Below are 25,205 nucleotides of genomic sequence, written 5' to 3' on the forward strand. Positions count from 1 at the left end.
GCCGTGTCAGCAATGGTTTTGTGAGACCTACCGCGCCGATTGTCTCATAGCTTGTGCGGCGACTGCCGCGAGAAAAGCCCTTGCCGCGGCATCGCAGGCCGCTCGGGACGGACCCTTGGCGAAAAGGAGAAGCTCGGCGGCTCGCATGTTGAGCCCGTGCTTTCTCGCGAATGTGACCAGATCGTAGGGTTTGTTGTCGTAAGGCTCGTCGTCGTCGTAGTCGATCGTCAGATCGTAGTTTTCTTTCATTTTCTTCCTCCCTTTAGCGATCTCCCCCCTCCTGTCGCTAACGCAAAATTAACGTCGATGGCGTCGGGCGAGTCTACCAATCAGAGATTGTGTAAAAAATGTACGGGCTCGGATGCTCGCCCCTCGCAACCGGGCCGCGAGCAATCGCCGCGGACCGGAACGGTCGAAAAAGCCGATTATGATGGCAACGTCGGAAAAGGCTGCCACGGCCTGGTGCTGCGGGGGTGTCCGCCACGCCTACCGTGCCTAATGGCCGTCATTTTCATCTTCCTGGCCCGGTCCGCAAAGCCGGCCTCGTTGGGTTCGGCTAAAGAATAAATCCGGCTAATAACACCGTAAGGAGTAGTGACAGCGGAACGGCTGCAAGACACCAGATCTCCAACGTGTTGTTTTGCCGCGGGTCCATCGTCAGCCTCACTTTTTGGTTTTGTCATTGTGGCACCAACGGTTGGCCGGAGGTAGCGGTTCCAAGCGACGCTGTTCATAGAGCGCTGCCTGTGCTGCATATTAGCAACAGCTTGACGACCGCTGAGCCCTGTACCGCCTGGACAACTTCAGTTGGCGCCGGATTGGATGCGCATTCCGCAGGAATGCAAGCGCCCTCCGCATCAGCCGTGCGGGGATCGGTCGACGCCCATGATCAGCGCCGAGCCGCATGCCCGGAACCCGATGGCTGCACCTATCTCCGGACGAAGTTTCGCTACCACCGAGCCGATCCGATCTTCACTCACAGCCAGCGATGCCCGTTCGCAGGGACCTAAGTCTGACCTGCCTGCGCAATGGTCCCGTGCACAGGCAGCTTCGGGAACAACTGCGCCCGTCTTCAGTTGATGGCGTCACCTCCTCGAGGAGACATCGGCGCAGAATCAGTCCCTTCATGCGCTGATTGGGGTCCGCCTGCCATTGCTGGATTTGGCAGGCGGACCCTTGGTTCTGTACGCTCCAGATCGAAAGCAGGTAAGCTCGGGACTCATCACCCCGGAAATCCTCCCGAGAAGCATGGCGGAGGTCTTCCTCACCCCTGAGATGCTTGACCTGGCTTGACATTCGAGACGACCTCACAGCGCGCGCAGCGGGTCGCCCTCAGCCCTCCAGCGCCTCGTGCTGGTAAAGCTCGTCCATACTGAGCGTCGCTAGCGCGGCGAAGGGTGCCTGCTTCTTCACGCGGCCGTGGCTCAGGATCACCACGTCGTCGCAGAACGAGATGGTGCTGCGATGATGGCTGATGACGATGGTGGTGCGGCGGCCGGCGCGCGACTTCAGCGTCTCGACGATCGCCGCCTCCGACAGTCCGTCCACCGCATTGGTGGCTTCGTCGAGGATCAGGATATCGGGATCGCGCACCAGGGCCCTGGCCAATGCGATCCGCTGCCGCTGTCCCGCCGAGAGATTGACGCCGCGGTAGCCGACTACGGTCCTGTAGCCTTGCGGCAGTTGCTCGATGAAGCCATGCGCTTCGGCCAGTTTTGCCGCGCGCTCGGCATCGTCGGCCGAGGCCGCGTCCTGGCCGTAGACAATGTTTTCGAAAATCGTGCCGTCGACCAGTTCCAGCTCCTGGCTGGCAAGTGCAATGTGCTTTCGCCACTGGCTGGGGTCGATGCGGTCCAGCGGCGATCCATCGACGAGGATCCTGCCGCTATCCGGTTCGACGAAGCGGCACAAAAGGTTGACGACCGTCGTCTTGCCGGCGCCCGACCGGCCGATCAGCGCGGTCGAGCGGCCGCTGCGGATATCGAAACTCGCCGCATGCAGCACCACCGCGCGCTGCTCCGAGCCGGAATAGGTAAAGGTGACGTCCTCGAACTTGATGCCTTGGCTGAGCCCGGGGAACGCCGCGTCACCTTGCGGCGGCGCGGGCTTGTCGGATGGGTCCAGCATCCACGTCACCTCTTCCAGCGATCCGCTCAGGCCCTGCAGCTGGCTCCAGGCCATTTGCAGCGACCGCATGTAGGGCTGCAGCCTGTAGAGCAGGATGACGAAGGCAACGATCAGCGGGAAGGAAACATTGGCGAACCAGGCGCCGATCACCACCGCCAGGAACAGCATGGCATGCAGGATTTCGGTCAGCGGCGGCAACGCTCCCTGACGGGTCAAAAGCACGAAGGCGGCGCGGCGCACCGCATCCGACGCCTGGTCGAATGCCGCCTTCTCGCGTTGCTCCTGGCCGAAGATGCGGATCAGCCGCCCGGCATGCACCAGATGCAGCATCTGTGAGGCGAGCTGGCTGTTACGGGAGGCGACGCTGCGGCTCGGCGCCTTCAGATTGGCGGACAGCATGGCGTGCGCGACCTGCACCAGCGCCAGGCCCAGCGTGACCAGCAACGTCATCTGCCACGACAGGAGCAGCAGGAAGGTCAGCAGGATGATCGCGGCCGATGCGTTGACGATTGCCCCCAGCGTGATCTGGATGGCATCCGAGGCCCGCCAGGATTCGTTGGAGATGATGTTGAGCAGCCGCCCAGGACTTTGCTGCAGGAAGAACGGGTAGCCTACCCTAAGCAGTTGCTCCGACAGCGCGCTGCGGATCGAATGGCTGGCCTTGCCGTAGATGAAGGTGGTCAGCAGCGTGTTGGCGTAGGCGAACAGATTTTTCAGCACGATCGAGCCGAGGATGGCGACCGATATGACGATCAGCCGGTCGCGCTCGCTCAGGCTCGCTCCGACATGCTGGAAGACGGCGGAAAAGCCGGCCATGCCGGTCTGCCCCTGTTGCCCCATGATTATGTTCAGCAACGGGATGATCAGGCCGATACCGAAGCCTTCAAGTGCCGCGCTGAGCAGCCCGAGCACCACCACGGCCGGAAGCAGGCGCAACTGCTTTTGCCCGAGCGCGCGACGCAGCATCGGCAGGCTGGGCGGCATCAGTCGCATGATAGCGGATCACCTCGCCTCGGCATTTGCCTGTTGCTCCTGTCGCATCTCCGTTGTCTTTGGCGATTTCGCCAGCAAAAGCACCGCGAACTTGGCCGCGCCGAGCAGATTCATGCCGATGATCGGCCAGTGCGACAGCTTGAGTTCACGATCGAACAGCGGGCCTTTCCTCAGTTCGCGCAAGGCTGCCCTCATCGACCAGTAGAAATGCCGAAGCAGCCACGGCGCGTGGCGGATATGCTTCAGGCAAAGCCCGCCATTGCCCATGCTGTAATCGCGATGCAGCTTTTCGATGGCCTTGCGGTCGCGCCGGCCGTGATGGTGATAGATGGTCATGTCGGGCACGTATTCGACCGGAATGCCGAGCAGCACCGCCCGGACGAGATAGTCCGTATCTTCCGCCGAGCGCAGCGGGCCGCCGGCGCCGAAGCGTTCGTCGAAACGCCCGATTCGGGCGGCAACATCGCGGTGCATCGTCATGTTGCAGCCAAGCACGAAGCCGCCGGGATGGACATCCGGCGTAAGCCGCGCGCGCACCGGCGACCGCTTGATGGTGAACGGCAGGTCGCGGGGATCGCCAAGCTCGACGCGACCGCCGCGGATGACCCGTTCGCCGGCCGCATAGTGCCGCTGCAGATCGCGCAGATAATCCTTGTGAACCGCGCAATCATCATCGACGAAGACCAGCACGCGGCCCCGCGCCCGCTCCAGCCCGGCGTTGCGCGCGGCCGCCAATCCGGGTCGCGGCTCGCAAATGGCAGTGAACGGGATGTCCGACAGTTCGGCGATGCTGGCCAGCCGTTTGGCCGTGCTGTCGGTCGAGCCGTTGTCGACAACCACCAGCTCGGCGGCAAAGTCGGCATGGGCACGACACGCGGCCTGGATCGAGCTGATGCAGGGCTCGAGTACGGCGACACGGTCGCGGGTGCAGACAATGAAGCTGACCGCCGGCACCGGTCCTTGCTGCGGCCGCGGCGACATGGCCGCCGGCATCATCGAGCGGCCGCGTTGCTGGAGCTGGTGCGATTTGACGAACATGGGTTGCTAGCTCAACTGGTTCGAAGGCAAAACCGCCGCGGCCGGCACGGACTGCAGATACCGCGACAGGGCATCCACCTGCCTGGTGACCGACATCGAGGCGAGACTGAAGCGCGGCGCGAAAGCACCGGTGCGAAACACGTACTGCTCGCGGCGCCGGATGAGTTTCCATTTCGCCGTCCGTGTCAGGAATTCGTGCATCAGCAGCGGCTGTCTTTCTCCCGATATCAGCTGATAGAGGAAATAGAACAGGTTCAGCGTGCCGGCCTGGTAGCTCGGCCTCGTCTCGACCGGAAGCGCGGCTATCCTTTCTTCCAGCGCGAGGATCCATTCGGCGGCACGGCGAATCGTCTCCATCGACAGGACCTCACCGATGGCGCGGAGGTCTTGCGTCTCTTGTACGAGCCCTTCGCGCTCTAGGTTCTCGGCGACGATCTTCAAATGCGTCCTGCGCATTTCGCGCTTGTGCCTGTTGGTCACGCTGTCGTCATGGATACGATAGGCGATGAGGCTTTCGGGGATCATTGCTGCCGGGTAGCGATCGGTCAGCCGCCTGAACAGGTCGAAATCCTCGGCGTGCTTGTAGCTCTCGTCATAATGTAGAACGCCGTCTTCGATCACCTTCCGGTTATAAACGACCGTTGAATGCATGAAGATCGTGAAGAACATCGACAATATGCGCAGGCTATTGTCCTGGAATATCGGATCGGGCGACCCCCTGACGATGCGGTTGCCGAGCAACGTGTCGAAGCTTGCACCGCATAGAGCGAGGTCAGGCTGCTGGTCGAACAGTGCTACCTGTCGCGACAGGCGCTGGGGATAGGCGATGTCGTCGGCATCCATCCTGGCGACCAGATCGCCCCGGGCAACGGCTAGGCCTTCATTGAGCGTTGCGATCAGGCCGCGGTTTTCGCGTGAGACGATCGAGACGCGGCTGTCGGCCTGGCGATATTTCCGCAGGATCTGCAGCGAGTTGTCGGTCGAGCCGTCATCGATGGCGATGACCTCAACATGCTTGTAATCCTGGCGCAGGATGCTGCCCAGCGCAGCTGCCAGATAAGGTCCCGCATTGTAGATCGGCAGCAGAACGGAGACTAAGGGAGCAGCCATGATCAGCCCCGATCGGTTCGTTGCAGCTTGCGTGGCAACGGTGAAGTGCCACCATCAAGCGGCCTGCCCAGATATGCTCCCGCCGCGAGCCATCCGGTATTGGTCGTGTCGATCCCTGCCGGGATGGTGGCGCGGCGTTTTCGAGCAACATAGGGGAAGTGGCGTTTGAGGCTGTTGAGTGGCTTCTCGAAAAGCAGCCACGAAACCGAAGCCAGCATGAGCGTTGCCGTTCCCGCCACCAGAAACCGCCCCGGCCCTTGCTCCGAGACGTTGAGCGGGATCCACGGCTGCGATTTGACGACCAGCGCCAGCACTATGGGATGGTAGAGATAGACGCCGTAGCTGATGCGGCCAAAACCGAGCAGCGGCGGCAGTTCGAGAAGTTTTCCGGCGCGCCCGCCAATGCCCGTTGAACAGCTTGCAACGATGACCACCAGCGGCGCGACAGGCAGGATCTGCAACAGCAGCCAGAGGCCCCATTCCTGCACCGGATTTGCAGGCGTCGGCGCAAACCACTGCAGAACGAAAAACGCCGCAGCGAGCCCCGGCCAGCCAACTCGAAGCCATTGCGGCAAGCCAGCAGCTCTTGACCGGTAGGCGGCGAGCAGCGCGCCTGACGCCAGTGCATCCATCGACGCCGGCGGCAGCAGGTCGCGCGCCAGGCTGGGCGTTCCCGCGATCGGCCAATAAAAGCGATAGGCCAGCGACAGCGCGATAACGCCGATGCAGATCGATTCCAGGCGCCAGCGCGGCGCCAGCAGGACGATCAGCGGCCAAGCGATATAGAACTGCTCCTCGATGCTCAGGCTCCAGAAATGGCAGAGCAGCCAGGGCGTCCACTCATTCTGCGATGCGTACCAGAAATTCGACAGATAGAGCGCATGCCAGGCCAGCGACCCCCTGGACTGCTCCAGGTCCACCAGCCAGACGAAACCCAACACCGCAAAATAGGGCGGGAATATCCGCAGCGCCCGCCTGATATAGAAGGATCTCAGCGCCGGTCCGGTTTCGAATTCGGCGGCCGCTCTGGCTTCCAGCAGCAGTCGCGTGATCAGAAAGCCGCTCAGCACGAAGAACAGACGCACGCCAATATGGCCCCAGAACGAGGCCCCGCCGGCCGCGAAGAAGTGGGCGTACAGCACCATCGTCACGGCGATGGCCCTCAGCGCGTCCAATTGGGTGTCGCGCGCATTTCCCATTAGCGGCGTACGCCGGCGGGACGGCGAAACTGCCAATCGGTCAACATGGCGGCGTCGTTCACGGCGCATTTCCAATCGGAAGCGCCCCCCTCACCCAGAATAGGGCCACCATTGTGCAACGCAACACAAAAAGTTGACACATTTGAAACAGGAACGTGAGGCGCGACTAATAAAGCACAAAAAACAGCGGGAACCAGCCCGAATTGTCCATTTTTGACGATTTTCACACGCTGCCTTGGCCGACCAATTTCGGCGGCAGGGGTGCTGCGATGCAGCATGCTCGCCGCCGCCGCGAAGCTCGTCCGCTCGATCGCCGCCGGCAGCACCGGCGTCATCCTCGTCACGCATGATCTCTCCACGGTGCGGGCGCTGGCCGACAGGATCGTGGTCCTCAGCCTCGGACGCGTGGCCTATGATGGATCCGCCAGGCACCTGAGCGCCGACCAGCTGTGGGGTCTCATGGCGAGCGGCACCCTCGCATCCGCCGGGCAATAGGAGGGCGTGTTGAAGGAGGGGGCTGCTTCGCGGCACCCACTCACGCGCAAGCTTCCCGCCTCCGGGTTACGCCTCCTTGCTGGCATTCGCGACCACCACTGCGCGACGCTCCGGCAGCCCCATTCCGACGAGCGCACCTGCGAGTGAGAGCAGAGCGGAGACGTCGATTGCCGAGGTGAAGCCATCACTGAACGCGTCGGTGGACGCGAAGCTTCCGGTCCCGGCGAACACCGCACCGGCGATCGCGATCCCAGATACGCCACCGAGGAAGCGGAATGTGTTGAACGTGCCGGCAGCCTTGCCGACCTCCGGCCGGGCGACCGCATTGAGGACCGCATTCTGCGCGGCAGGCATGGCCATCGATACGCCTGCGCCGGTAATGATCAGCGGCGCGACGAGCTGGATGTAGGGCAGATCAGGTGCTGCGATCTGCGCCAGCCAGGCCATTCCAGCCGCTTGCAGGATCAATCCGGCCACCACAAGCCACCGCTCGCCGACGCGGTTGATCAGGCTGCCGGCGATCGGTGCGACCACAAAAAGCGTTGCGGTCCAGGGCAGCAATCCCCTGCCGGCGCCGAGCGGCCCCCGGCTCTGGGAAAACTGCAGAAACTGCGGCAACAGGAATACGAGGCCGTACATGGCGGCGCAGAGCAGGAAGTTCGCCCCTACGCCCGAGGAGAATGCGCGCGCCCGGAAAAACCGCAAAGGCAGCATGGGCTCACGGGTACGCAACTGCCAAAGGACGAAGGCGATGGCGAGAACCAGCCCGGCCGTCAGCGCCGACAGCACTTCAGAGTTGCTCCAGCCCACGATGTTGCCGCGCATCAGACCCCAGACAACTCCAAATGCCGCCGCAGTTACCAGCACGACGCCGAGGACATCGATAGCCGTGCCCGGCCCGTGACTCTCCGGAATCCGACGCAGCACCAGCGGGATGAGGACGATGCCGACCGGGACATTGAGCCAGAAGATCCAGTGCCAGGAGAGGCCTTCGGAGATCGCACCGCCCGCCATCGGGCCGATAATCAGGGCCAGGCCGGTGATGCTGCTGAAGATACCCAGCGCCTTGCCTCGTTCCTCCGGAGGAAAAGCGACGCTCAGCAGCGCCATGGCCAGCGGCATGACCATTGCGGCGCCCGCGCCCTGAACCGCGCGAGCCGCAATCAGCAATCCGGCATTTCCAGCGAGCGCGCAGGCAACCGACGCTGCGACGAACAGCGCCAATCCGGCAATGAAGATACGGCGTCGGCCGAACCTGTCACCGAGCGCCGCCCCGGTCATAAGCAGGACGGCAAAACTCAAATTGTAGGCGTTCATCGTCCATTGCAGCGTCTCCAGCGAGGCATCGAGTTCGACCCGCATCGTACTCAATGCGGTCGCCACGACCATCGCATCGAGAACGACCATCAAGGAGCCTATCGACGTGAGGGCGAGAACCCAGACCTTCGTTGATGCCGCACTTTGCTTGCTCATGACCTGTGGCGCCTCCTGCTTGAACAGAGGGCCCACAAGGTTCGCAGGCCCACGGTGCAGAGACGCGGAGGCACCACCAAAGGATTCCAGCTAAAGAAAGTTTTTCCGACCGAATCCTTTTGCCATCGTCGAGCGTCTATAGGACGCTGCGCCCGATGGCGGGCGCCTCTGCCTGGGAGATACGCATGAAATCGACGCTTGTGCGATGACCGGATCCGCAATCGGCACGCCAGAAGGACGGGAGCCATTTGACCGGCTGCTCGGCGAATTGCGCCCGAAACTGCACCGTTATTGCGCCCGCATGACCGGTTCGGTGATCGATGCCGAGGATGTCGTTCAGGAAGCTACGGTCAAGGCGCTCGAGGCGTTCCCCGGGACCGGGCCGATAGCCAATGTCGAGGGCTGGCTATTCCGCATCGCGCACAATGCCGCGCTCGACCACCTGCGCCGTCGCGCCAGGGCGGATGCCACGCATGCCGTCGAGGATATCGACATGATACCTGACCCCGGCATGTCGGCCGAGGGCCGACACACTGCAGCCGCAAGCCTGCAGACCTTCATGCGGCTGCCCGCGGCGCAGCGTAGCAGCGTCATCCTCATGGATGTGCTCGGCTATACGATCGAAGAAATCGGCAACATTATCGACAGCAGCGTTCCGGCGGTGAAAGCCGCGCTTCATCGCGGCCGTCTGCGCCTGCGCGAGGTCGCCGGCGAGCCTGACGATCGGCCTGTGCCGGTGTTGGCAGAGCCCGAGCGGGCGCGTCTGGCAGCCTACGTAGATCGGTTCAACGGCCGCGACTTCGATGCGATCCGCGACATGCTGGCCGAAGACGTGCGGCTTGACCTCGTCAACCGGCTCCGGGCGAGCGGCCGCGCGAAAGTGGGCCGATACTTCCACAATTACGCGGGTATCCACGATTGGCAACTGCTTCCAGGCCTGGTCGATCGGCACCCAGCCATTCTGGTGATCGATCCGGATGACCCGGCCGGAGGGGCAAAATACTTTATCCTGCTGGAGTGGGCGGGCGACAGATTGGCGAGAATTCGCGATTTCCGCTATGCGCGCTACACGCTTGATGGCGCCGAAGTAGTGCCTCTGCGGGCATAGCAATTCGTGTTTCATAATGCCGAACAACCACTGCCAGCATCGCGGCCGCTTGCCGTCCAAGCGGCCGCCCTTTCGTCGATCCTGCTTTAAGCCGGTTGCAACTCCCTGCGCGGCAGCGGCGGGAAGGCGATCGCAATCGCCATCGCGCCAAGCCCGACAAGGGCCGAGCCGATGAACAGCCAGGAATAGCTGGCATAGGCATCGAACACCATGCCGCCGGCGAGCGGGCCGAAAGCCATGCCGAGGCTGGACAGCATGGTTACGGCACCGAATACCGTGCCGAGGATGCGCTGGCCGAAATATTCGCGCGCCAGCACCGCATAGAGCGGCATGACGCCGCCATAGGTCGCGCCGAAGATGACGGCCAGCGTGTAGAATTGACCAAGCTCGCTGACCGCAAGATAGGCTGCGATGACCACGGCCTGTATAGCCAGCCCGGTGATCAGCACCGGCTTGACGCCCAGCCGATCGGCAAGCACGCCGTAAAGCAGCCGGCCACCCAGCCCTGCCAGGCCCTCGATGCTGTAGATGCTGACCGCTGCCATCGGCGCGATGCCGCACAGCATCGCATAGCTCACCATGTGGAAGATCGGCCCGGAATGGGCCGCGCAGCAGGCAAAGAAGGTCAGTCCCAACACGATGAATTGCGGCGAGCGCAGCGCCTGCGGAACCGTCATGCCGGCACCCTCGGCGGCAACGCTTGGGGCAGCGCCTTCGGCCGCGGGCTTGGGCGGCTGGCGCACCAGAAACGCGGCCGGCAGAAGCAGCACCCACGCGGTTATGCCGATGTCGAACATCGCGGTGCGCCAGTCGTAGGCCGAAATCAGCCAGCGCGCGAAGGGCGAGATGGTCATTGGCGCCACGCCCATGCCGGCCGAGACCAGCGAGACGGCGAGGCTGCGGTTCGTGTCGAACCAGGCGGAGGTCAGCGCGATCATCGGCGCGAAGAAGGCGCTTGCCGCGAGGCCGACGAGCACGCCGTAGGCCAACTGGAAAACGAGCAGCGAACCGGTGCGGCTGGCGTTGATACGGCACGACCTTTTCGAGCTTCGCCGAGCCGCTTGCGTCCGAAGGACGTTGGAGATGTTTTGAATCCGACAATCCGGTTGCATTTTTTATCCAGTCAGAAAATTGCGCCGCTCAACTGCTCCAATGCATTGACCGTGCATCGTCCCGAGCTAGATTTCCAGCCTGGCCATCAGGAGCTATCGGGTATGGAACTTCATCGCGGCCGTCTCATCGACCACCTCCACCTGGTGGTCAGGGATCTCAAGGCCAGCCGCCGCTTCTACGAGGCTGTTCTCAACGTGCTCGACATACCGATCGGTGGCGCCGGCGATGATTATTTCTGGGCCGACGAACTGTTCATTTCCAGCCCCGACAGCCCGGCGGCCCTGGGAAAGCTGACCGGGCGCCATCACCTTGCCTTCCAGGCAAAGGACCGTGCGATGGTCGAAGCCTTCTACAAGGCCGGGCTTGAGGCCGGCGGCACCGACAATGGTGCGCCGGGCGAGCGATCCTACCATCCCGGCTATTACGCCGCCTTCCTGCTCGATCCCGACGGCAACAATATCGAGGCCGTCCACCACGGCCCGGCCAAACGCAGCGCCGATTCAGTGAAGATCACCTTCTAGCTTCCGGTAAAGGTGGTTCGCACCGGCCGGCACGGTTGGTCTCTGCCAAACCTGGGTGCTTGCGTCAGACCGCGTCTGCCCTATCGCGTCAGCGCCGCCATTTGGCCCACCAGAAAGTCTACGAACAGCCGCGCCCGGACCGGTAGCTGCCGCCCGTAGGCATGGACGATGTGCACCGGCATGGTCGGCATCGCCACCTCGGGCAGGATGCGGACCAAGCGGCCCGCGTCGAGATCGCCCTGCACCGCAAACCGCATCAGATGCGCTATTCCCGCACTGGCAAGTGCTGCATTGCGGATGGCGCCGCCATCATCGGTATCGAGCCGCCCATCCGGGACGATCATCGTACTGTCGGCAAAGGTGACCGGATAGGGCCGGCCGGCCATCTGGTAGCGGATGAAGTCATGGTTCGCCAGATCCTCGACCGATGCCGGACGGCCGCGCCGCTCGACATACGCCGGCGAGGCCACCAGCACGATCGGCAGATTGGCGATCTTGCGGGCAACCAGCCCAGTGTCCGACAGCGCCCCCATGCGCACGGCAACGTCATAGCCTTCGCGGATCAGATCGGCGTGACGGTCGGTGACGCTGAGCTCGACCTTCACTTCGCCATGCTGCGCAAGGAACGCCTGCGCCCATGTCGCGATGAGGCCGCGCCCGAGCTCGACCGGCGCTGTAACGCGCAGCAGGCCGCGCGCCGTATCGGCCACCTGAACGATGTCTTCGGCATCGTCCAGGGCCCTGAGCAGCGGCGCCACCCGCTCGTAGTAGGCGAGGCCTTCGCTGGTGAGCCCGAGCCGACGCGTCGAGCGCTGGATCAGCCTGACCCCGAGCCGCCGCTCGAGCCGTGCCACGCTTTTCGACACCGCCGATGGGCTCGAGCCGACCAGCCGGCTGGCGGCATGGAATGAGCCGGCATCGACGGTTCGGACGAAGGCGACGAGACCGGCGGTCTTTTCGAGGATGGTGGTCATTCCGGAATTCCAGGCACGAAAGAATGGATCACGATGATCCTAATACGCTTTTTGATCATCATTAAATACCGCTCATCGTCGACAAAGGAGAGATTGATGAGCAAGCTGAACGGCAAGGTCGCCATCGTCACCGGCGCGTCCAAGGGTATCGGCGCCGCCATTGCCAAGGGCCTTGCCACGGCCGGTGCCGCGGTGGTCGTCAACTACGCCTCGTCACGGGAAGGCGCCGACCGTGTCGTCGCGGAGATCGAGGACCGTGGCGGCCGCGCCGTCGCCGTCCAGGGCGACGTATCGCAATCGGCCGACGTGCGCCGCCTGTTCGAGGCGGCGAAGTCGGAGTTCGGCGGGCTCGACATATTGGTCAACAATGCCGGTGTCTTCGCATTCGAGCCGCTGGAAGCGGTGACGGAGGCCGAGTTCCACCGTGAGTTCGACACCAATGTGCTAGGCATCATTCTGACCACGCAAGCAGCAGTGAGCCATTTTGGCCCGAGCGGCGGCAGCATCATCAACATAAGCTCGGTCGCCAGCCGCAATCCGCAGCCGAACTCGCTCGTCTATGCCGCCACCAAGGGCGCGGTGGACACGATAACGCTGTCGATGTCGCGGGAACTCGGCGCCCGCAATATCCGCGTCAACGCCATTGCGCCCGGCGGCGTCGACACCGAAGGCCTCGAGCGTATCGGCATCGTCGGCAGCGACTTCGAAAAACAGATCGTCGCCATGACCCCGCTCGGCCGTTTCGGTCGGCCCGACGACGTCGCTCGCGTCGCGGTGTTCCTCGCCTCTGACGAGGCGTCCTGGCTGACCGGCGAACGCATTACCGCCTCGGGGGGCTGGCGGTAGGCATCGAGCGCGGACCACGCCGTTTCATGGACCATGCCCCACGCCGCGCGACATCGAGGAACACCGCAATCGGTGACGACAGTAATCCAAGCCCTATGTTTCGGCGAGGCGGAGCGCCGTGCACTATCGATGACCGCGAGATGCCAGGGAGGTAACGTATGACGGGCGACGAAAAAGCAATCCGAAAGCTGGTCGGGACGTGGATGGATGCGAGCAAGCGTGGGGACATCGCGACCGTCCTCAGCTTGATGACGGACGACGCGATCTTCATGGTTCCCGGCCGGGAACCCTTCGATAAGGAGATCTTCGCGGCAGCCGCGCGGGAGACGGCCGGCGTTCATATCGACGGCACCAGCGATATCGTGGAATTACAGCTTCTCGGCAATTGGGCCTTCATCCGCAGCCGCATCGACATGACGGCGACCCCGCCGAATGGCGAGCCGGTCCATCGATCGGGATATGCACTGACGCTCCTGCGTAAGGAGCCAGACGGTGAGTGGCGGCTCGCGCGCGACGCGAACCTGCTGACTGCGCAAGGCTAGCGCCGGTCTCCGGCATCGTGCACCGGAAGGCGGGCAAAGGGAGAGCGGCCAAGGGGGACCGATAAGATGGCGAGGATGCGATGCAAGCGGCCCTGAACAGTGTTCCTCCTCTACCTGATCACACGGGCAAGAGGGCGTTCGGCTTGACATCGGCGATGGAAGCGAAAGTGTGCGTTTCGCGCACACCCGGCAGCGGCAGGATGATCCGCTGCAGGAAATCCTGGAACACCGCCATATCGGCGATCCGTGCCTTGACCAGATAGTCGAAGCCGCCAATCACCATATGGCACTCCAGAACCTCCGGGGCTTTCGCCACGGCTTCGGCAAAACGGTCAAAGACATGCGGCGCCGTGTGGTCAAGCCGGACCTCGATGAACACCAGCGTTCCCCGGCCGACCTTGCGCGGATCGAGTACGGCTCTGACCGCGGTGATGAACCCGTCGCGGAACAGGCGCTTCACCCGCTGGCTGGTTCCGGTCGGCGACAGCCCGATACGCCCGGCCAGATCAAGCGTCGTCCGGCGCCCGTCCTCCTGCAGCAGCCGGAGCAAGCTGCGGTCTATCTGGTCGAGGTCGTCCATTTCACAATCCACTCTATCTCAGGGATTTATGTGTTGATTTCACGCAGAGATGCCAAAATCAACGTATTTCATTACATGAAACCTCGCAATAGCTTGCACTTCCCTCACCCACGCGAAGCAAACGTGGTGAGCCGATTTCGACGAACAAAGGGAGTGCGGGATGACCAAGGAAGCGTTCAGTCCAGCCGGCAAGAGTGCGGCGGAAATCAGCAAGGGAGCGACCGAGATCCTGGTGCTGAGCGAAGCCGACGTGATGGCGTGCATCGACCTCAGCCAGCTTCTCGATGGTCTGGAAGACGGCTTCAAGGCGCTGTCACAAGGTAAGGTCGTCAATCCACCCCGGCCACAGCTCGACATCCCCGCAGCCGGCTACAGCCTCGCCATGCCGGCCTGGATGGAAGGCATGAACCTGACCGTCAAGATCGTCAATGTCTTCGAAGGCAACTTGGCCAAGAACCTGCCCAGCCACCTCGCCACCATCAGCCTGTTCGATCCGCTGTCCGGCCTGCCGGTCTGCATCATGGACGGCACCTTCATAACCGCGGTGCGAACCTCCGGCTCCGCCGTGCTGTCGGTGCGCGCGCTTGCCCGCCGGGATGCCAGGATAGCGACAGTGGTCGGCGCCGGCGTGCAGGCCAACCAGCATCTGCATTTGTTGCCGCTGGTGCGGGACTTTACCGAAATCCGCGTCGCTTCGAAGAGCTTCGACGATGCGGCAGCGCTTGCCCGGCTGCACCCGTCGGTGGTGGCGGTCGCCGACCTCGAGGCGGCAGTGCGCAGTTCCGACGTGGTGTGCCTGGCGACCCACTCCTATCAGCCGGTGATCGACGCAGGCTGGGTCCAGCCGGGCACGCATGTCTCGTCGGTCGGGGTGGCGCCGCCCCGCGGTGAAATGCCGATCGAGCTCATCGCCAAATCCAGTCTTTTTGTCGAAACCAAGGATGCATTCAAACCGACCCCGGTCGGTTCCTGCGAGCTTGCCGGCTTCGACCCGGATTTCGGCACCGAGCTTGGCGCCATGCTGCTCGACCGCGCGCCGGGCCGCGTTTCGGATCAGCAGATCACCACCTACAAGGCGATGGGCATTGCGATGGAAGACATGGTCGCCGCCAACCTCGCCTATCGCTGCGCCCGGCGTCTGCGCAAGGGAAAGCTCGTCGTGCTGTAGGCGCGTGCCGCCTCACGCAGGCTCGCGCTTCAATGCCTGTGCCATGCAGTGGATGCCGCCGCCGGTCTTCGAGATTTCGCTCATGTCGATGGCCGCCACCTCGAAGCCGCGCGCTTTGAGCTGGCCGATCAGCGTCTGGCTCGCAGTCGGCGCGATCACCCTGTCCTTGCCCAGCGACATGAAGTTGCAGCCGAGCGCCATCGTGTCCTGGAACGGCACGTCGATGATCTCGTGGCCCTTGCCCTTCAGCCAGTCGACGATGCCGGGCTCCGTACAGGCAAGGCAGACGGCGGTCAGTTTCTCAGCGATCGGCACCACCATCAGGTCGATATGGACGTAATATTCGTCGATGAAGGCGATGCGTGTCTCCCAGCCCTCCTTGTCGAACCAGGCCTGCACCTGACGGGCGCCCTCCTCCTGCGTGCGGGCGCCGCCGCAGCCGATCAGCACCACGCCATCCTCGATGACATTGAAGTCGCCGCCTTCGAAGGTGCCGGCGGTGACCATGTCGTAGATCGGGATGCCGAGCTTCTCATAGGTGCGGATCGCTGCGTAGTTCTCGCCGCGCCGCCACCACTGGGCCATCGCGGTGATAATGGCGCCGTACGGCGTCATGACGCTCGAATCGCGCGAATAGACCTGCATCGGCAGCTCCGGCGTCGGCTCGTGCCAGTGGATGTTGACGCCGAAATGCTCATAGGCGGCGACCAGGTCCTTGTGCTGTGCCTGCGCGATCTGGAGGTTGCAAGGCGCCTCGCGCAGATGTTTTCGCGACAGCGAGCTGGTCGAGAGATGGCGCAGGAAATTCGGCGAGCCGAGCAGCACGTCGGTCAGCACGTCGGTCTCGTTGGCGAAACCCCAGGCGGTCAACGGCTTGGTGCCGCCCGCCGGGTTGCGGCGCTGCAGCGAAAACGGCTCGGCGACGATGCGGTCATGGACGGTCATGGGTCTCTCCTCGTGATGGGGGCGGCTGGTTGATCATGCGGCTTGGTTGCTTGGTATCCACCAATCCCGTCCGCGCGGGGTGGTGATGTATTCCGGCCAGCGAAATCCGATCGGCGGATCGTAGTCGCAGAGTGGGGCGATCCAGTTCGAGCCGCCGATGCCACCGCCGGTTCGGGCGACGAATTCGTCCATCGCCGCGTCGCGCGCAGCCTCGTCTTCCAACAAGCGAAGTGCCGCGAGCGCAATGGTCTTTGCGGCGCAGATGACCATCGGGTCGATGGTGGCAGAAATGCCGCCCAGCGCATTCATCGCCCAGCCCGGATAGGCGTGACCATTCTCCGAGCGCAGGGCCGGGCGGGCGACATAGAACCGCGCCGTCGGCGCATGCCACGACATATCCGTATAGTCGTCGGAAGTCGAATTGAGCTGCGATGGCGGCAGGTCGCGACGCAGCAGCGCCTCTGCATCCTGCGGCGCAATCAGCCGCTCCAGCTCGGCGATGAACGGTTCGTCGCTCGCCTCGCCGCCGGCATTGACCTGGATCTCGCGGGCGATCGCCTTGGCCGTCTCGCCCCAGCGCGGCGGCCCGACCGCCGCCAGCGCGTTGAAGGCAATGCCGGCCATGACGTGATTGGCCAGCCCCGGCCGCGACTTCGACACCCAGTGCCGCTCATGGCGGCAGCCGCTCATCCTGGCTGCGGCTTCAGCATTGCGGTCGAGCATGGCGGTGACCTGCTCGGCCATAGCAAGCGTCGGCGCGCGGATCATGTACTGGATCTCGGCCAGCCCGGCCGGCAGATTGTCGGCGGTCGCCTGGCCCGCCGTCAGGATCGCCTCGCTGATCGACCAGCCGCCCTGATGCGGCAGCATGGAATCGCGCAGCGCCTTGGACGCCATGTACATCATCATGAGCGCGTCGTTGGCGCCGGGCGCCCTGACCGCCGAATGCGCCTGCGGGATGGGTGCTGCGGTGCCTGCCGCCCTCGCCCAATGTTCCGGCTCGTCACAGATGAAGCGGTGGATCATCGCATAGGCCGCACCGCAATGCGTGTCCCAGCGCGCCGTGTTGCAGAGCGGCAGCATGTAAAAAGGATGGAAGGAGATCATGCCCGCCAGCCCATCGTAATAGCCCTTCGCGGCATGGATCGGCTTTGACCCGCGCACCTTCTCCGCCGGCTCGCCGGTGAAGCGCAGCGTGCCTGATATGCCGTGGCGCTGCATCGCAGCCTTGGTCGCCAGCAGCCCGCCGAGGCTGGCAATGCCGAGGCCGGAATGTGGATCGGTGTGGCCGCCCGCCTGTTCGCCGAGGCCCGAACGCGGTCGCTTCACCGTCGCCGCATCCTGGCAATTGCCCGGCACCGCGTCGTATTCGGCATACATGCCGATCGTCGGGCCGGTCCCGTTGATCCAATGGGCGCAGAAGGCCGTTGGCATACCGCCGGAGCCTTCCTCGACCGAAAAGCCTTCGTGCTTCAACTGCTCTACATACCAGGCGGCCGACTGGTATTCGCGCCAGGCGGTCTCGCCGAAGTCGAAGATGGTCCGCGTCCACGCCGACAGGGAAGGCTGGATGTCGTCCAGACAGGCAAGCGCGGTCGCTTGTGCCGAGGTCATCGGTTTCTCCATGGCGGAAAGAAAGCAGTGAAGCGCCCCGCCAAAAAGTGATATGTTTTACCGGCTCATGCAAATTCGGTTCACCTCTTGAGAATTCCCTCGACGCAGGCGCTGCGCGCCCTCGACAGTTTTGCCCGCCACGGCAGCGTCTGGCGCGCCGCCGACGAACTGCATCTGACCCGCAGTGCGGTGAGCCATCAATTGCGCCTGCTCGAACGCGATCTCGGCTTCGATCTGCTCGAACGCATCGGCAAGGGCGTGGCGCTCACGCCGCGCGGCCAGCGCTATGCCAGCGACGTGCGCAAGGCGCTGACGGTGTTGGGTGACGCGGTGACGCGCCATGCCGGCACCGGCGTCGGCGGTTCGTTCAGCGTCAGTTGCACCCCCGGCTTCGCCTCGCTTTTCCTGTGCACTCACATTGGCGAATTCCGGCAGATGTATCCCGATGTCGCGCTCCGCATCCTGACGCCGCGCCGCCTCGATGACGTCAGCAATGCCGAGGCCGACGCCTTCATCGCCTTTGGCGTCGGCAACTGGCCGAACCGCGCGGTCGAGCTGTTGTGCGAAATCTCGTTCACGCCGCTGTGCAGCCCGACGCTGCTCAACAAGATCGGCGGCTTCTCCAAGCCGGCAGACGTGCTGCGCGCCAATCTCCTGCATCTCGGTGACACCGAGGACTGGGCGCGTTGGCTGGCGCTGTCCAAGGTCGAGAACCCCGACCCGGAAGGCGGCATCTTCTTTTCCGACATGAACCTGGTCTTTTCGGCGGCGATCGCCGGCCAGGGCATCGCCATGGGCGACGAACTGACCAGCGGCCGGGCACTGAGCGAAGGCCGGCTGGTGCGCCCCTTCGACATAGCGATCAATTCCCCGCGCTCATATTTTCTGGTCTCGGAACATGCCAAGGCGGCGCATCCGGTGCTGGAGGCGTTTGGGCGGTGGCTGAGGTCGAAGCTGTCGGAGAACCAGCGTTAATCTCCCCCCTTGAGGGGGAGATGGCCGCGAAGCGGCCAGAGGGGGTCGCTTGGCTGGGCTCGGCCCGGTCTGATTTTCGAAGTAAGAGTCGGCCCGGTCTGACTTTCGAAGAAAGAGGAAGTTGGCGCTTCACGCGAGACGGACCCCCTCTGTCGCCTTCGGCGACATCTCCTCGAGGGGAGATTGGCGCATAGATGAATCAAATTTGCCGATCAGGCGAAAACTATTCGGTTGCGGTAAGCCGCCGCCCTGCCTACGATTTCGCCTACGCTAAGGAAAGGGCAGGATGCAGCAACCCGGCCGGGCCGCAGAGATCAAGGCAATCGGGATCGGCAAGAGCTTCGGCTCGTTCCGTGCGCTGGACGATCTGACGCTCGATATCGGCCGTGGCGAGTTCCTTACCTTGCTCGGCCCCTCCGGTTCCGGCAAGACCACCTTCCTGATGATCCTTGCCGGCTTCATTCAGCCGACCGACGGTCGCCTTTACAGCGACGGCGTCGATATCACCGAGCGGCCGGCCGAGCAGCGCGCCGCCGGCATGGTTTTCCAAGGCTACGCACTGTTCCCGCATATGAGCGTCGAGGCCAATATCGCCTTCCCGCTCAAGGTGCGAAAGAAATCGGCGGCCGAGATCAAGCGCCGCGTCGGCGAAATGATCGAGCGCGTCGGGCTCAAGGGCCACGAAAAGAAACTGCCGTCGCAATTGTCCGGCGGGCAGCAGCAGCGGGTGGCGCTGGCGCGCGCACTGGTCTTCGAGCCGGGCGTGCTTTTGCTTGACGAGCCGTTTTCGGCACTCGACAAGGGCCTGCGCGGCCAGATGCAGGCCGAGATGAAGCGGCTGCACCAGGAGACCGGCACCACCTTCGTCTTCGTTACCCATGACCAGAGCGAGGCGTTGGCGTTGTCGTCTCGGGTCGCCATTTTCAACCATGGCAAATTGCTGCAGGTCGGCGCGCCCGACGAGGTCTACGACCGGCCCGACAACCGCTTCGTCGCCGAGTTCCTGGGTGAGATCAACATGCTGCCGCTGAAGGGCGTGCGCCCGGCCGACAATGGCTCGACCGGCCTTTGCGAAGACCGCGCGATCAGCATGCGCTGCAAGGCCGAGAAGGTCCGTGGCGACGCCATCCTGGCGATCCGGCCCGAATACATGTCGATCGCACGCGAGGCGGCAGCGGGCGAGAACGGTATTGCCGCGACTGCCGTCGCCTCGACCTATCTCGGCGCTGCGACGCGGCTCGATCTGACGACGCGCCAAGGCGCCAAGGTGACGGTCTCGGTGCCGAACGAGGTTGCCGCTTCCGCGCTCAGCAAGGGCAATTCCGTGTGGCTGACTTGGCCGGCGGAGAAAGGCTTTCTCCTTCCGGACGGAGGACAATGACGATCGGCGTGGCGAATTCGCCAAGCTGACTTTCAGGAAATACCAACAACAAAAAAGGGGAACTGACATGACAAATCAAACCAAGAAAAATTCCATCGAGGCGCTGTCCGCCAGGGCAGTGCGCGGGGAGATCTCGCGCCGGCAGTTCACGCAGCTGGCAGGGCTGGTGCTGGCCGGCACGCCGATGCTGCTGCGCTCGACCGGCGCCTTTGCCGCGGCGAAGGAACTGGTGCTGGTCAACTGGGGCGGCGACGCCATCACCGCCTATGACGCGGCTTATGGCCAGGCCTTCACCAAGGAGACCGGCATCACCGTCAAGATGGACGGCTCCGGCCCGACCGAAGGCGCGATCGCGGCGCAGTTCAAGAGCGGCGCGCCGACCTGGGACCTGGTCGACGTCGATCCGTTCTCGGCCATCACGCTCGGCGCGCAAGGCATGCTCGAGCCGATCGATTATTCGATCGTCGACAAGAAGAAGATGCGGCCGGGATTCGGCTGGGAATACGCGGCCTCGACCTATTTCTTCTCCTATGTCATCGCCTACGATGCCGAGAAATACGGCAGTCAGGCACCGACCGGCATGGCCGACTTCTTCGACGTGGCAAAATTCCCCGGCAAGCGCTCGCTCTACAAATGGGGCGTGTCGAGCTGGGAAGCGGCACTGCTTGCCGACGGCATCGCTCCGGCCTCGCTCTATCCGCTCGACCTCAAGCGCGCGCATGACAAGATCGCAGCCTTCAAGGAGAACGTCGTTGCCTATTGGGGTGGCGGCGCCGAAAGCCAGAGCGTGCTGCTCAATGGCGAGGCCTCGATGGCGATCGTCTGGTCGACCCGGGCTTCGCTCATCGAGCAGGATTCCGGCGGCAAGATCAAGTTCATCTGGGACCAGGGCCTGATCTCGCCCGGCGCGCTCGCCGTGCTAAAGGGCAATCCCGGCGGCAAGGACGCGGCGATGAAGTTCATCGCCAGCACCCAGGACCCGGAGAAGGAACTCATCATGTTCGACAAGCTCGGCCAGGGTCCGGCCAATCCGGCCGCCGACGCGCTGATCCCCGCCGACAAGAAGCGCATCAACCCCGTCGATCCCGAGAACATGAAGAAGCAGATCCCGCTCGACATGGATTGGTACGCCAAGAACTACGGTGCGGCACTCGACGAATACACGAAGATCATCTCCGCCTGACAAGCCGGGATGATCGGGGGCGAGATGAGAGCACACCTCTCCGACAGGATAGGCGCGGCGCTGTTGATGGCGCCGCTGCTCCTCTTTCTTGTGCTGGCTTACGCCTGGCCATTCCTCGGCGTGGTCAAATGGAGTTTTACGCTGCCCACGCCGGGGCTGGGGCAGTACAATGCGCTGCTCACGGATCAGTTGGTGCAGTCGGTCTTCATCCGCACGCTGCGCATCGCCGCGATCGTGACGATCGTTTCGGTTGCCGCCGCCTACGCCATCACCGTTGTCTGGGTGCGCGGCAAGCCGGTGCAGCGCGTCGTGGCCGAGTTCTGCATCCTGGTGCCGTTCTGGATCTCAGTTCTGACGCGCGCCTTCGGCTGGGTGGCGCTTTTGTCCAATCGCGGCCTGATCAACACCTGGCTGCAGGCGGTCGGCTTCATCTCGGAGCCGCTGGCTCTGGTGCGCAACGAGTTCGGCGTTATCGTCGGCATGACACATTTCCTCATCCCCTTCGCGGTGTTTCCACTGGCCTCTTCGATGCGAAGCCTAGACGACCGTGTGCTGCTGGCGGCGCGCGGCCTCGGCTCCAGCCGCATGCGCACCTTCTGGTCGGTGTTCGTGCCGATGACCCGCTCCGGCATCATCGGCTCGGCGCTCATCGTCTTCGTCTTTTCGCTCGGCTTCTTCGTGACGCCGGCGATCCTCGGCGGCGGCCGCAGCGTGATGATCGCCGAGCTGATCTATCTCCGCATCTTCCAGAGCCCGGACTGGGGCCTGGGCGCGGCGATCAGCGTGGTGCTGGTGCTGTTCGTCGGCGCGCTGATGGCGCTGCTTTTCCGCTATATCAGACCGAAGCAATTGGTGTAGTGCGATGCCGACCTACCGCCCCGGTCCCGTCTCGCTGATCCTCGCCGCCCTGGTCGCGCTCTTCCTGCTGCTGCCGCTGCTCGCCGTCATCCCGGTGTCGCTGACGCCGAGCCGCATGCTGGCGATGCCGTCGGGCGAACTGTCGCTGCGTCATTACCGGGCGCTGATCGAGGATCCGCGCTGGATCAATTCGATCCTGCTCTCGATCAGGATCGGCATAGTCAGCAGCGCCTTTTCCACGGTGCTGGCACTGTGCTTCAGCCTCGGCGTCTGGATGTTCCAGCCGCGCTTCACCGCCGCTCTCGTCGGCTTCGTGCTGCTGCCGATGGTGGTGCCGCCGGTGGTCTCGGCAATCACGCTCTATTTCCTGCTGACCTCGATCTCCGGCGTCAGCTCGTTCTTCGGCTACGACACCTGGCTGGGTGTCGCCATGGCGCATGCGGTGATGACGGTGCCCTTCGCCACGGTGCTGATCCTGGTGTCGCTCAGCCAGCTCGACCGCCGCATCGACCTCGCCGCCCGCGGCCTCGGCGCGACCGTATGGGAGCGCGCCACCCGCATCATCATGCCCAACATCAAGTTCGGCATCGTCACCGCAGCACTGCTCTCCTTCGTGCTGTCCTGGGAAGAGATCGGCGTCACCCTGTTCATCACCTCGGTCAACGCCATCACGCTGCCGCGGCTAATGTGGATGGGCCTGCGCGACAACATCGACCCGGCGATCGCAGCGCTCTCGGTGATCCTGATCGTCATCACCGTGCTGGTGCTTGTGGCGCGCAGCGTCGTGGTCAGGCTGCGCGCGGCGCAGTAGACGCGCCTCACGCCGTGGTGACTGGCGCAAATGAAACCTTGCGCTACGATTTTCGTTATAGGTAGTTCAACACGTCGAAGGCTTCGCCATGAACCAAGGATGGTTTTCCAAGCCGGTTGCGGTTGCGGTCGGCATCGTGGGAGATATCCGCAACATTTCCAACGCACGTCAGGCTGTCGAGTTGCTGGAAGCCCACTGGCGTGACGCCGGCAGCGCCAAACACGGCTTGGCACTGCGCACATGCCGCCGCGCCATGAGCGACGATCGCTGGACCGAAGCCGCCAGGGACGCGTTCATCGAGGCCGCGCGGGAGGCGCACGTCCTGGTCGAGCGAGCCGTCGAACCGCAGGACCGGTCCAGGCAGGCGGGACCGTGATCGATTATGAGAGCCTCGGTGGTTCGGCCGATCTATCGCATCTCAGGCAGCATGGAGCCTTGGAATGGCGCTGACGTCGACCTCGCGCTCCGCGTGCCACGCATCGTAAGCGGCCTGCATCCTGAGCCAGATCGCGGCGCCGTCGCCGAACATCTTTCCAAGGCGCGCCGCAACAGCCGGCGACACCGGCTTCTTTTCGCGGATGATGTCGTAAAGCTGCTGGCGCGAGATTCCGAGCAGATTGGCGATTTCCACCTTGGTCTTGCCGGTTGCCGGGATAATGTCGTCGAGCAACGCCCCGGGGTGGGATGGGCAGCGCTCCATCGGACGCATCGGCTCATACACGCTCATAATCGATTTCTCCAATCTAAGCCGTCTCAATGGTACTGTTCGAGATCGACGCGGACAGCATCATTGGCGTCGAATTCAAATGGATGCACCACGGCCCGTTGACATGCACCGTGTAGCGGGTCGGGTTAAAGCCCTTCAAAGCGTGGAAGTCGAAGCCGGGCAGGTCCATGTCGTCAGGCCTTTCCGAGACTTCCAAACGGTCAAGCCGGACAAGGATGCGCTTATGCATCTTGGCGTCGATCTTTCCGGTCTTTCCGGTTTGAAAGAGGTCCGCCAGCGCCTTGTGCTTAACCCATCGCATGACGGATTCTCTTGGACAGGCGGCTCAAAAATGCCGGCCTCGACGATGCGTCAAGCTTCCACGACAGCACCGCCGTCGCCATTTTCCGCGGCAACACCCCGACCGACAGGAACCAGGCGGCAAGGATCGCACGCCGCCGCAAGGATGCGGTCATTTCGAGGCTGGCGACGGCGCCGGCCGCCCCGAGCGCCAGCCGGGAATCGTCGGCCACGGGGTGTCGGTCTCTGTCCGCGCAAAGCGATGCCAGCCGCTCTTCCAGATGGACCGGATCGTGGCGGACGGCATCCGACGGCACGATGGTCAGGCCGATCCCGGAGGCCTGGTCCGACAGCGCCTGCATGCGGCGGAAATCGTGGGTCACCCGCCAGCGTGCCCGCTCGGCGAGCTTTTCACCGAAGACCGAATGATTGGCGCCGTGGATCCGATAGGCGCCGAGGCATTCGTCGATGGACTGGACGTGCCCATACATCGGCGCCAGCGTTGCCAGATAGCCGTCGGCGCCCTGGCGGAACTCCGGCTCCGGTATCGGCATGATCGATTCGAGTGTTGCGCGGTCAAAGGCGAGCCCGCTGGTCACGGTCGTCTGATAGCGGCCCTTGTGCAGGAGTTTCGGCATGACGTCGCCGCTGTCGAAAGCCAGTTCGGGCGGCGGAAAGACATCCTTGATGCGTTGCCCCTCGTCGACGATGTGCAGTCTGGACTGGACCTGAGCGGTTGCCTCGTCCCAGGTCTCGACGATGGTGGAGACGGCGGTCGGATAGAGATAATCGTCGGCGTCGAGGAACAGGACGATCTTGCCCGAGCTCGCAGCGAAGCCGGTGTTGAAGGCCGCCGCGTGTCCGCCATTTTGCGCTCGCGGGCAGGCGAGGATCTCGTCGTGATACGATTCCATGATTGTGGTGGAATTGTCCTGCGATGCATCGTCGACGACAATGACCTCGACATCCGCGTAGTCCTGCTCGAGGGCGCTGTCGATGCTGCGTTTGAGGAACCGCGCATAGTTGTAGTTCGGGATGATGATGGATACCGGAAGCCGGTTTTGGACAGACTGCATCGCGTTTGACCTCGCATCTTGCTTTGGTTCGGCAAAGGCCCGCTCATGGGCCTGCCCCCTCTTCAAGCG

26 protein-coding genes and 1 pseudogene are annotated in these 25,205 nt (G+C 63.5%); 12 read left to right on the forward strand and 15 right to left on the reverse strand.

Features of this window, described 5'->3' with window-relative positions:
- Positions 1 to 27: 27 nt before the first annotated feature.
- The 6 genes from NKH83_RS09190 to NKH83_RS09215 form a co-directional block, all read right to left on the reverse strand.
- On the reverse strand, positions 28 to 249 hold the full coding sequence (locus tag NKH83_RS09190) for a hypothetical protein (RefSeq protein WP_254819423.1): 222 nt from the start codon (positions 247 to 249) through the stop codon (positions 28 to 30).
- Between the two features lie 1,083 nt (positions 250 to 1,332).
- Entirely contained in the window at positions 1,333 to 3,120 is a 1,788-nt protein-coding gene (locus NKH83_RS09195) for an ABC transporter ATP-binding protein (RefSeq protein WP_502895558.1), read from the reverse strand.
- Positions 3,121 to 3,129: 9 nt separating this feature from the next.
- Positions 3,130 to 4,116 (reverse strand): glycosyltransferase family 2 protein, encoded by a 987-nt coding sequence (locus NKH83_RS09200; RefSeq protein WP_352475738.1) that lies wholly within the window; start codon positions 4,114 to 4,116, stop codon positions 3,130 to 3,132.
- A 48-nt stretch (positions 4,117 to 4,164) separates the two neighbouring features.
- The gene (locus NKH83_RS09205) at positions 4,165 to 5,268 is read right to left on the reverse strand and encodes a glycosyltransferase family 2 protein (protein ID WP_254819424.1); all 1,104 of its coding nucleotides are present in this window, start codon (positions 5,266 to 5,268) and stop codon (positions 4,165 to 4,167) included.
- A 2-nt stretch (positions 5,269 to 5,270) separates the two neighbouring features.
- Positions 5,271 to 6,467 (reverse strand): acyltransferase family protein, encoded by a 1,197-nt coding sequence (locus NKH83_RS09210; protein WP_352475625.1) that lies wholly within the window; start codon positions 6,465 to 6,467, stop codon positions 5,271 to 5,273.
- Positions 6,467 to 6,745, reverse strand: coding sequence for a hypothetical protein (locus NKH83_RS09215; protein WP_352475626.1), 279 nt, complete (start codon positions 6,743 to 6,745; stop codon positions 6,467 to 6,469). Before NKH83_RS09215 ends, NKH83_RS09210 begins: the two co-directional genes overlap by 1 nt.
- Here NKH83_RS09215 and NKH83_RS09220 point away from each other — a divergent pair.
- Positions 6,744 to 6,962, forward strand: coding sequence for an ATP-binding cassette domain-containing protein (locus NKH83_RS09220; RefSeq protein WP_352475627.1), 219 nt, complete (start codon positions 6,744 to 6,746; stop codon positions 6,960 to 6,962). The two genes, NKH83_RS09215 and NKH83_RS09220, sit on opposite strands and share 2 nt — an antisense overlap.
- 66 nt (positions 6,963 to 7,028) lie before the next feature.
- Here the strand turns inward: NKH83_RS09220 and NKH83_RS09225 are convergent, their stop codons facing one another.
- Complete coding sequence (locus tag NKH83_RS09225) at positions 7,029 to 8,435, reverse strand: DHA2 family efflux MFS transporter permease subunit (RefSeq protein ID WP_352475628.1); 1,407 nt, start codon at positions 8,433 to 8,435, stop codon at positions 7,029 to 7,031.
- Between the two features lie 205 nt (positions 8,436 to 8,640).
- On the opposite strand from NKH83_RS09225, the gene NKH83_RS09230 reads away from it, so the two are divergent.
- Positions 8,641 to 9,543, forward strand: a complete 903-nt coding sequence (locus NKH83_RS09230; protein WP_352803493.1) for a sigma-70 family RNA polymerase sigma factor — start codon at positions 8,641 to 8,643, stop codon at positions 9,541 to 9,543.
- 86 nt (positions 9,544 to 9,629) lie between these two features.
- Here the strand turns inward: NKH83_RS09230 and NKH83_RS09235 are convergent, their stop codons facing one another.
- Positions 9,630 to 10,655, reverse strand: a complete 1,026-nt coding sequence (locus NKH83_RS09235; protein ID WP_352803496.1) for an MFS transporter — start codon at positions 10,653 to 10,655, stop codon at positions 9,630 to 9,632.
- 102 nt (positions 10,656 to 10,757) lie between these two features.
- Here NKH83_RS09235 and NKH83_RS09240 point away from each other — a divergent pair, with 102 nt between their 5' ends.
- Positions 10,758 to 11,177, forward strand: coding sequence for a VOC family protein (locus NKH83_RS09240; RefSeq protein WP_254819430.1), 420 nt, complete (start codon positions 10,758 to 10,760; stop codon positions 11,175 to 11,177).
- Positions 11,178 to 11,257: 80 nt separating this feature from the next.
- Here the strand turns inward: NKH83_RS09240 and NKH83_RS09245 are convergent, their stop codons facing one another.
- On the reverse strand, positions 11,258 to 12,151 hold the full coding sequence (locus tag NKH83_RS09245; RefSeq protein WP_352475630.1) for a LysR family transcriptional regulator: 894 nt from the start codon (positions 12,149 to 12,151) through the stop codon (positions 11,258 to 11,260).
- Positions 12,152 to 12,247: 96 nt separating this feature from the next.
- Between NKH83_RS09245 and NKH83_RS09250 the strand changes: the two genes are divergently transcribed.
- Positions 12,248 to 12,997: an SDR family NAD(P)-dependent oxidoreductase gene (locus NKH83_RS09250; protein ID WP_352475631.1), complete on the forward strand. Its 750-nt coding sequence runs from the start codon at positions 12,248 to 12,250 to the stop codon at positions 12,995 to 12,997.
- A 158-nt stretch (positions 12,998 to 13,155) separates the two neighbouring features.
- Entirely contained in the window at positions 13,156 to 13,539 is a 384-nt protein-coding gene (locus NKH83_RS09255) for a YybH family protein (RefSeq protein ID WP_352475632.1), read from the forward strand.
- 118 nt (positions 13,540 to 13,657) lie between these two features.
- Here NKH83_RS09255 and NKH83_RS09260 read toward each other — a convergent pair whose 3' ends face one another.
- Entirely contained in the window at positions 13,658 to 14,119 is a 462-nt protein-coding gene (locus tag NKH83_RS09260; RefSeq protein ID WP_352475633.1) for an Lrp/AsnC family transcriptional regulator, read from the reverse strand.
- Between the two features lie 160 nt (positions 14,120 to 14,279).
- Between NKH83_RS09260 and NKH83_RS09265 the strand changes: the two genes are divergently transcribed.
- A complete protein-coding gene (locus tag NKH83_RS09265; RefSeq protein WP_352803501.1) occupies positions 14,280 to 15,287 on the forward strand; it encodes an ornithine cyclodeaminase family protein in 1,008 nt (335 codons plus the stop codon).
- 12 nt (positions 15,288 to 15,299) lie between these two features.
- Here NKH83_RS09265 and NKH83_RS09270 read toward each other — a convergent pair whose 3' ends face one another.
- Positions 15,300 to 16,232 carry a dimethylarginine dimethylaminohydrolase family protein gene (locus NKH83_RS09270; RefSeq protein WP_352475635.1) on the reverse strand — a complete coding sequence of 311 codons (933 nt, stop codon included), beginning with the start codon at positions 16,230 to 16,232 and terminating at the stop codon, positions 15,300 to 15,302.
- A 33-nt stretch (positions 16,233 to 16,265) separates the two neighbouring features.
- Positions 16,266 to 17,858: a zinc-binding metallopeptidase family protein gene (locus NKH83_RS09275; protein WP_502895559.1), complete on the reverse strand. Its 1,593-nt coding sequence runs from the start codon at positions 17,856 to 17,858 to the stop codon at positions 16,266 to 16,268.
- A gap of 75 nt (positions 17,859 to 17,933) precedes the next feature.
- Between NKH83_RS09275 and NKH83_RS09280 the strand changes: the two genes are divergently transcribed.
- From NKH83_RS09280 to NKH83_RS09305, 6 genes are all read left to right on the forward strand, one after another.
- On the forward strand, positions 17,934 to 18,821 hold the full coding sequence (locus NKH83_RS09280; RefSeq protein ID WP_254819437.1) for a LysR substrate-binding domain-containing protein: 888 nt from the start codon (positions 17,934 to 17,936) through the stop codon (positions 18,819 to 18,821).
- Between the two features lie 286 nt (positions 18,822 to 19,107).
- On the forward strand, positions 19,108 to 20,202 hold the full coding sequence (locus NKH83_RS09285; RefSeq protein WP_254819438.1) for an ABC transporter ATP-binding protein: 1,095 nt from the start codon (positions 19,108 to 19,110) through the stop codon (positions 20,200 to 20,202).
- A gap of 67 nt (positions 20,203 to 20,269) precedes the next feature.
- A complete protein-coding gene (locus NKH83_RS09290; protein ID WP_352475638.1) occupies positions 20,270 to 21,385 on the forward strand; it encodes an ABC transporter substrate-binding protein in 1,116 nt (371 codons plus the stop codon).
- Between the two features lie 24 nt (positions 21,386 to 21,409).
- Positions 21,410 to 22,243 (forward strand): ABC transporter permease, encoded by an 834-nt coding sequence (locus tag NKH83_RS09295; protein ID WP_352803506.1) that lies wholly within the window; start codon positions 21,410 to 21,412, stop codon positions 22,241 to 22,243.
- Between the two features lie 4 nt (positions 22,244 to 22,247).
- The gene (locus tag NKH83_RS09300; RefSeq protein WP_352803510.1) at positions 22,248 to 23,054 is read left to right on the forward strand and encodes an ABC transporter permease; all 807 of its coding nucleotides are present in this window, start codon (positions 22,248 to 22,250) and stop codon (positions 23,052 to 23,054) included.
- 88 nt (positions 23,055 to 23,142) lie between these two features.
- The gene (locus NKH83_RS09305; RefSeq protein ID WP_352475640.1) at positions 23,143 to 23,430 is read left to right on the forward strand and encodes a DUF982 domain-containing protein; all 288 of its coding nucleotides are present in this window, start codon (positions 23,143 to 23,145) and stop codon (positions 23,428 to 23,430) included.
- Positions 23,431 to 23,472: 42 nt separating this feature from the next.
- Here NKH83_RS09305 and NKH83_RS09310 read toward each other — a convergent pair whose 3' ends face one another.
- The 3 genes and pseudogenes from NKH83_RS09310 to NKH83_RS09320 form a co-directional block, all read right to left on the reverse strand.
- On the reverse strand, positions 23,473 to 23,781 hold the full coding sequence (locus NKH83_RS09310) for a HigA family addiction module antitoxin (protein ID WP_352455430.1): 309 nt from the start codon (positions 23,779 to 23,781) through the stop codon (positions 23,473 to 23,475).
- Positions 23,782 to 23,807: 26 nt separating this feature from the next.
- Positions 23,808 to 24,082, reverse strand: a pseudogene (locus tag NKH83_RS09315) (type II toxin-antitoxin system RelE/ParE family toxin).
- Positions 24,069 to 25,136: a glycosyltransferase family 2 protein gene (locus NKH83_RS09320; RefSeq protein WP_352803513.1), complete on the reverse strand. Its 1,068-nt coding sequence runs from the start codon at positions 25,134 to 25,136 to the stop codon at positions 24,069 to 24,071. Before NKH83_RS09320 ends, NKH83_RS09315 begins: the two are co-directional and overlap by 14 nt.
- Positions 25,137 to 25,205 lie beyond the last annotated feature (69 nt).

The organism is Mesorhizobium sp. M0909 (genome assembly GCF_040319515.1).
GTDB lineage: Bacteria > Pseudomonadota > Alphaproteobacteria > Rhizobiales > Rhizobiaceae > Mesorhizobium.

Excerpts from the sequence above, each read along its gene's own strand:
- NKH83_RS09260 (WP_352475633.1), bottom strand. The coding sequence starts at position 14,119 with ATGGACGACCTCGACCAGATAGACCGCAGCTTGCTCCGGCTGCTGCAG.
- NKH83_RS09230 (WP_352803493.1), top strand. The coding sequence starts at position 8,641 with ATGACCGGATCCGCAATCGGCACGCCAGAAGGACGGGAGCCATTTGAC.
- NKH83_RS09240 (WP_254819430.1), top strand. The coding sequence starts at position 10,758 with ATGGAACTTCATCGCGGCCGTCTCATCGACCACCTCCACCTGGTGGTC.
- NKH83_RS09220 (WP_352475627.1), top strand. The coding sequence starts at position 6,744 with ATGCTCGCCGCCGCCGCGAAGCTCGTCCGCTCGATCGCCGCCGGCAGC.
- NKH83_RS09265 (WP_352803501.1), top strand. The coding sequence starts at position 14,280 with ATGACCAAGGAAGCGTTCAGTCCAGCCGGCAAGAGTGCGGCGGAAATC.
- NKH83_RS09255 (WP_352475632.1), top strand. The coding sequence starts at position 13,156 with ATGACGGGCGACGAAAAAGCAATCCGAAAGCTGGTCGGGACGTGGATG.
- NKH83_RS09250 (WP_352475631.1), top strand. The coding sequence starts at position 12,248 with ATGAGCAAGCTGAACGGCAAGGTCGCCATCGTCACCGGCGCGTCCAAG.
- NKH83_RS09320 (WP_352803513.1), bottom strand. The coding sequence starts at position 25,136 with ATGCAGTCTGTCCAAAACCGGCTTCCGGTATCCATCATCATCCCGAAC.
- NKH83_RS09310 (WP_352455430.1), bottom strand. The coding sequence starts at position 23,781 with ATGAGCGTGTATGAGCCGATGCGTCCGATGGAGCGCTGCCCATCCCAC.
- NKH83_RS09215 (WP_352475626.1), bottom strand. The coding sequence starts at position 6,745 with ATGCTGCATCGCAGCACCCCTGCCGCCGAAATTGGTCGGCCAAGGCAG.
- NKH83_RS09205 (WP_254819424.1), bottom strand. The coding sequence starts at position 5,268 with ATGGCTGCTCCCTTAGTCTCCGTTCTGCTGCCGATCTACAATGCGGGA.
- NKH83_RS09210 (WP_352475625.1), bottom strand. The coding sequence starts at position 6,467 with ATGGGAAATGCGCGCGACACCCAATTGGACGCGCTGAGGGCCATCGCC.
- NKH83_RS09275 (WP_502895559.1), bottom strand. The coding sequence starts at position 17,858 with ATGGAGAAACCGATGACCTCGGCACAAGCGACCGCGCTTGCCTGTCTG.
- NKH83_RS09285 (WP_254819438.1), top strand. The coding sequence starts at position 19,108 with ATGCAGCAACCCGGCCGGGCCGCAGAGATCAAGGCAATCGGGATCGGC.
- NKH83_RS09235 (WP_352803496.1), bottom strand. The coding sequence starts at position 10,655 with ATGCAACCGGATTGTCGGATTCAAAACATCTCCAACGTCCTTCGGACG.
- NKH83_RS09190 (WP_254819423.1), bottom strand. The coding sequence starts at position 249 with ATGAAAGAAAACTACGATCTGACGATCGACTACGACGACGACGAGCCT.
- NKH83_RS09200 (WP_352475738.1), bottom strand. The coding sequence starts at position 4,116 with ATGATGCCGGCGGCCATGTCGCCGCGGCCGCAGCAAGGACCGGTGCCG.
- NKH83_RS09305 (WP_352475640.1), top strand. The coding sequence starts at position 23,143 with ATGAACCAAGGATGGTTTTCCAAGCCGGTTGCGGTTGCGGTCGGCATC.
- NKH83_RS09290 (WP_352475638.1), top strand. The coding sequence starts at position 20,270 with ATGACAAATCAAACCAAGAAAAATTCCATCGAGGCGCTGTCCGCCAGG.
- NKH83_RS09295 (WP_352803506.1), top strand. The coding sequence starts at position 21,410 with ATGAGAGCACACCTCTCCGACAGGATAGGCGCGGCGCTGTTGATGGCG.
- NKH83_RS09245 (WP_352475630.1), bottom strand. The coding sequence starts at position 12,151 with ATGACCACCATCCTCGAAAAGACCGCCGGTCTCGTCGCCTTCGTCCGA.
- NKH83_RS09195 (WP_502895558.1), bottom strand. The coding sequence starts at position 3,120 with ATGCGACTGATGCCGCCCAGCCTGCCGATGCTGCGTCGCGCGCTCGGG.
- NKH83_RS09225 (WP_352475628.1), bottom strand. The coding sequence starts at position 8,435 with ATGAGCAAGCAAAGTGCGGCATCAACGAAGGTCTGGGTTCTCGCCCTC.
- NKH83_RS09300 (WP_352803510.1), top strand. The coding sequence starts at position 22,248 with ATGCCGACCTACCGCCCCGGTCCCGTCTCGCTGATCCTCGCCGCCCTG.
- NKH83_RS09270 (WP_352475635.1), bottom strand. The coding sequence starts at position 16,232 with ATGACCGTCCATGACCGCATCGTCGCCGAGCCGTTTTCGCTGCAGCGC.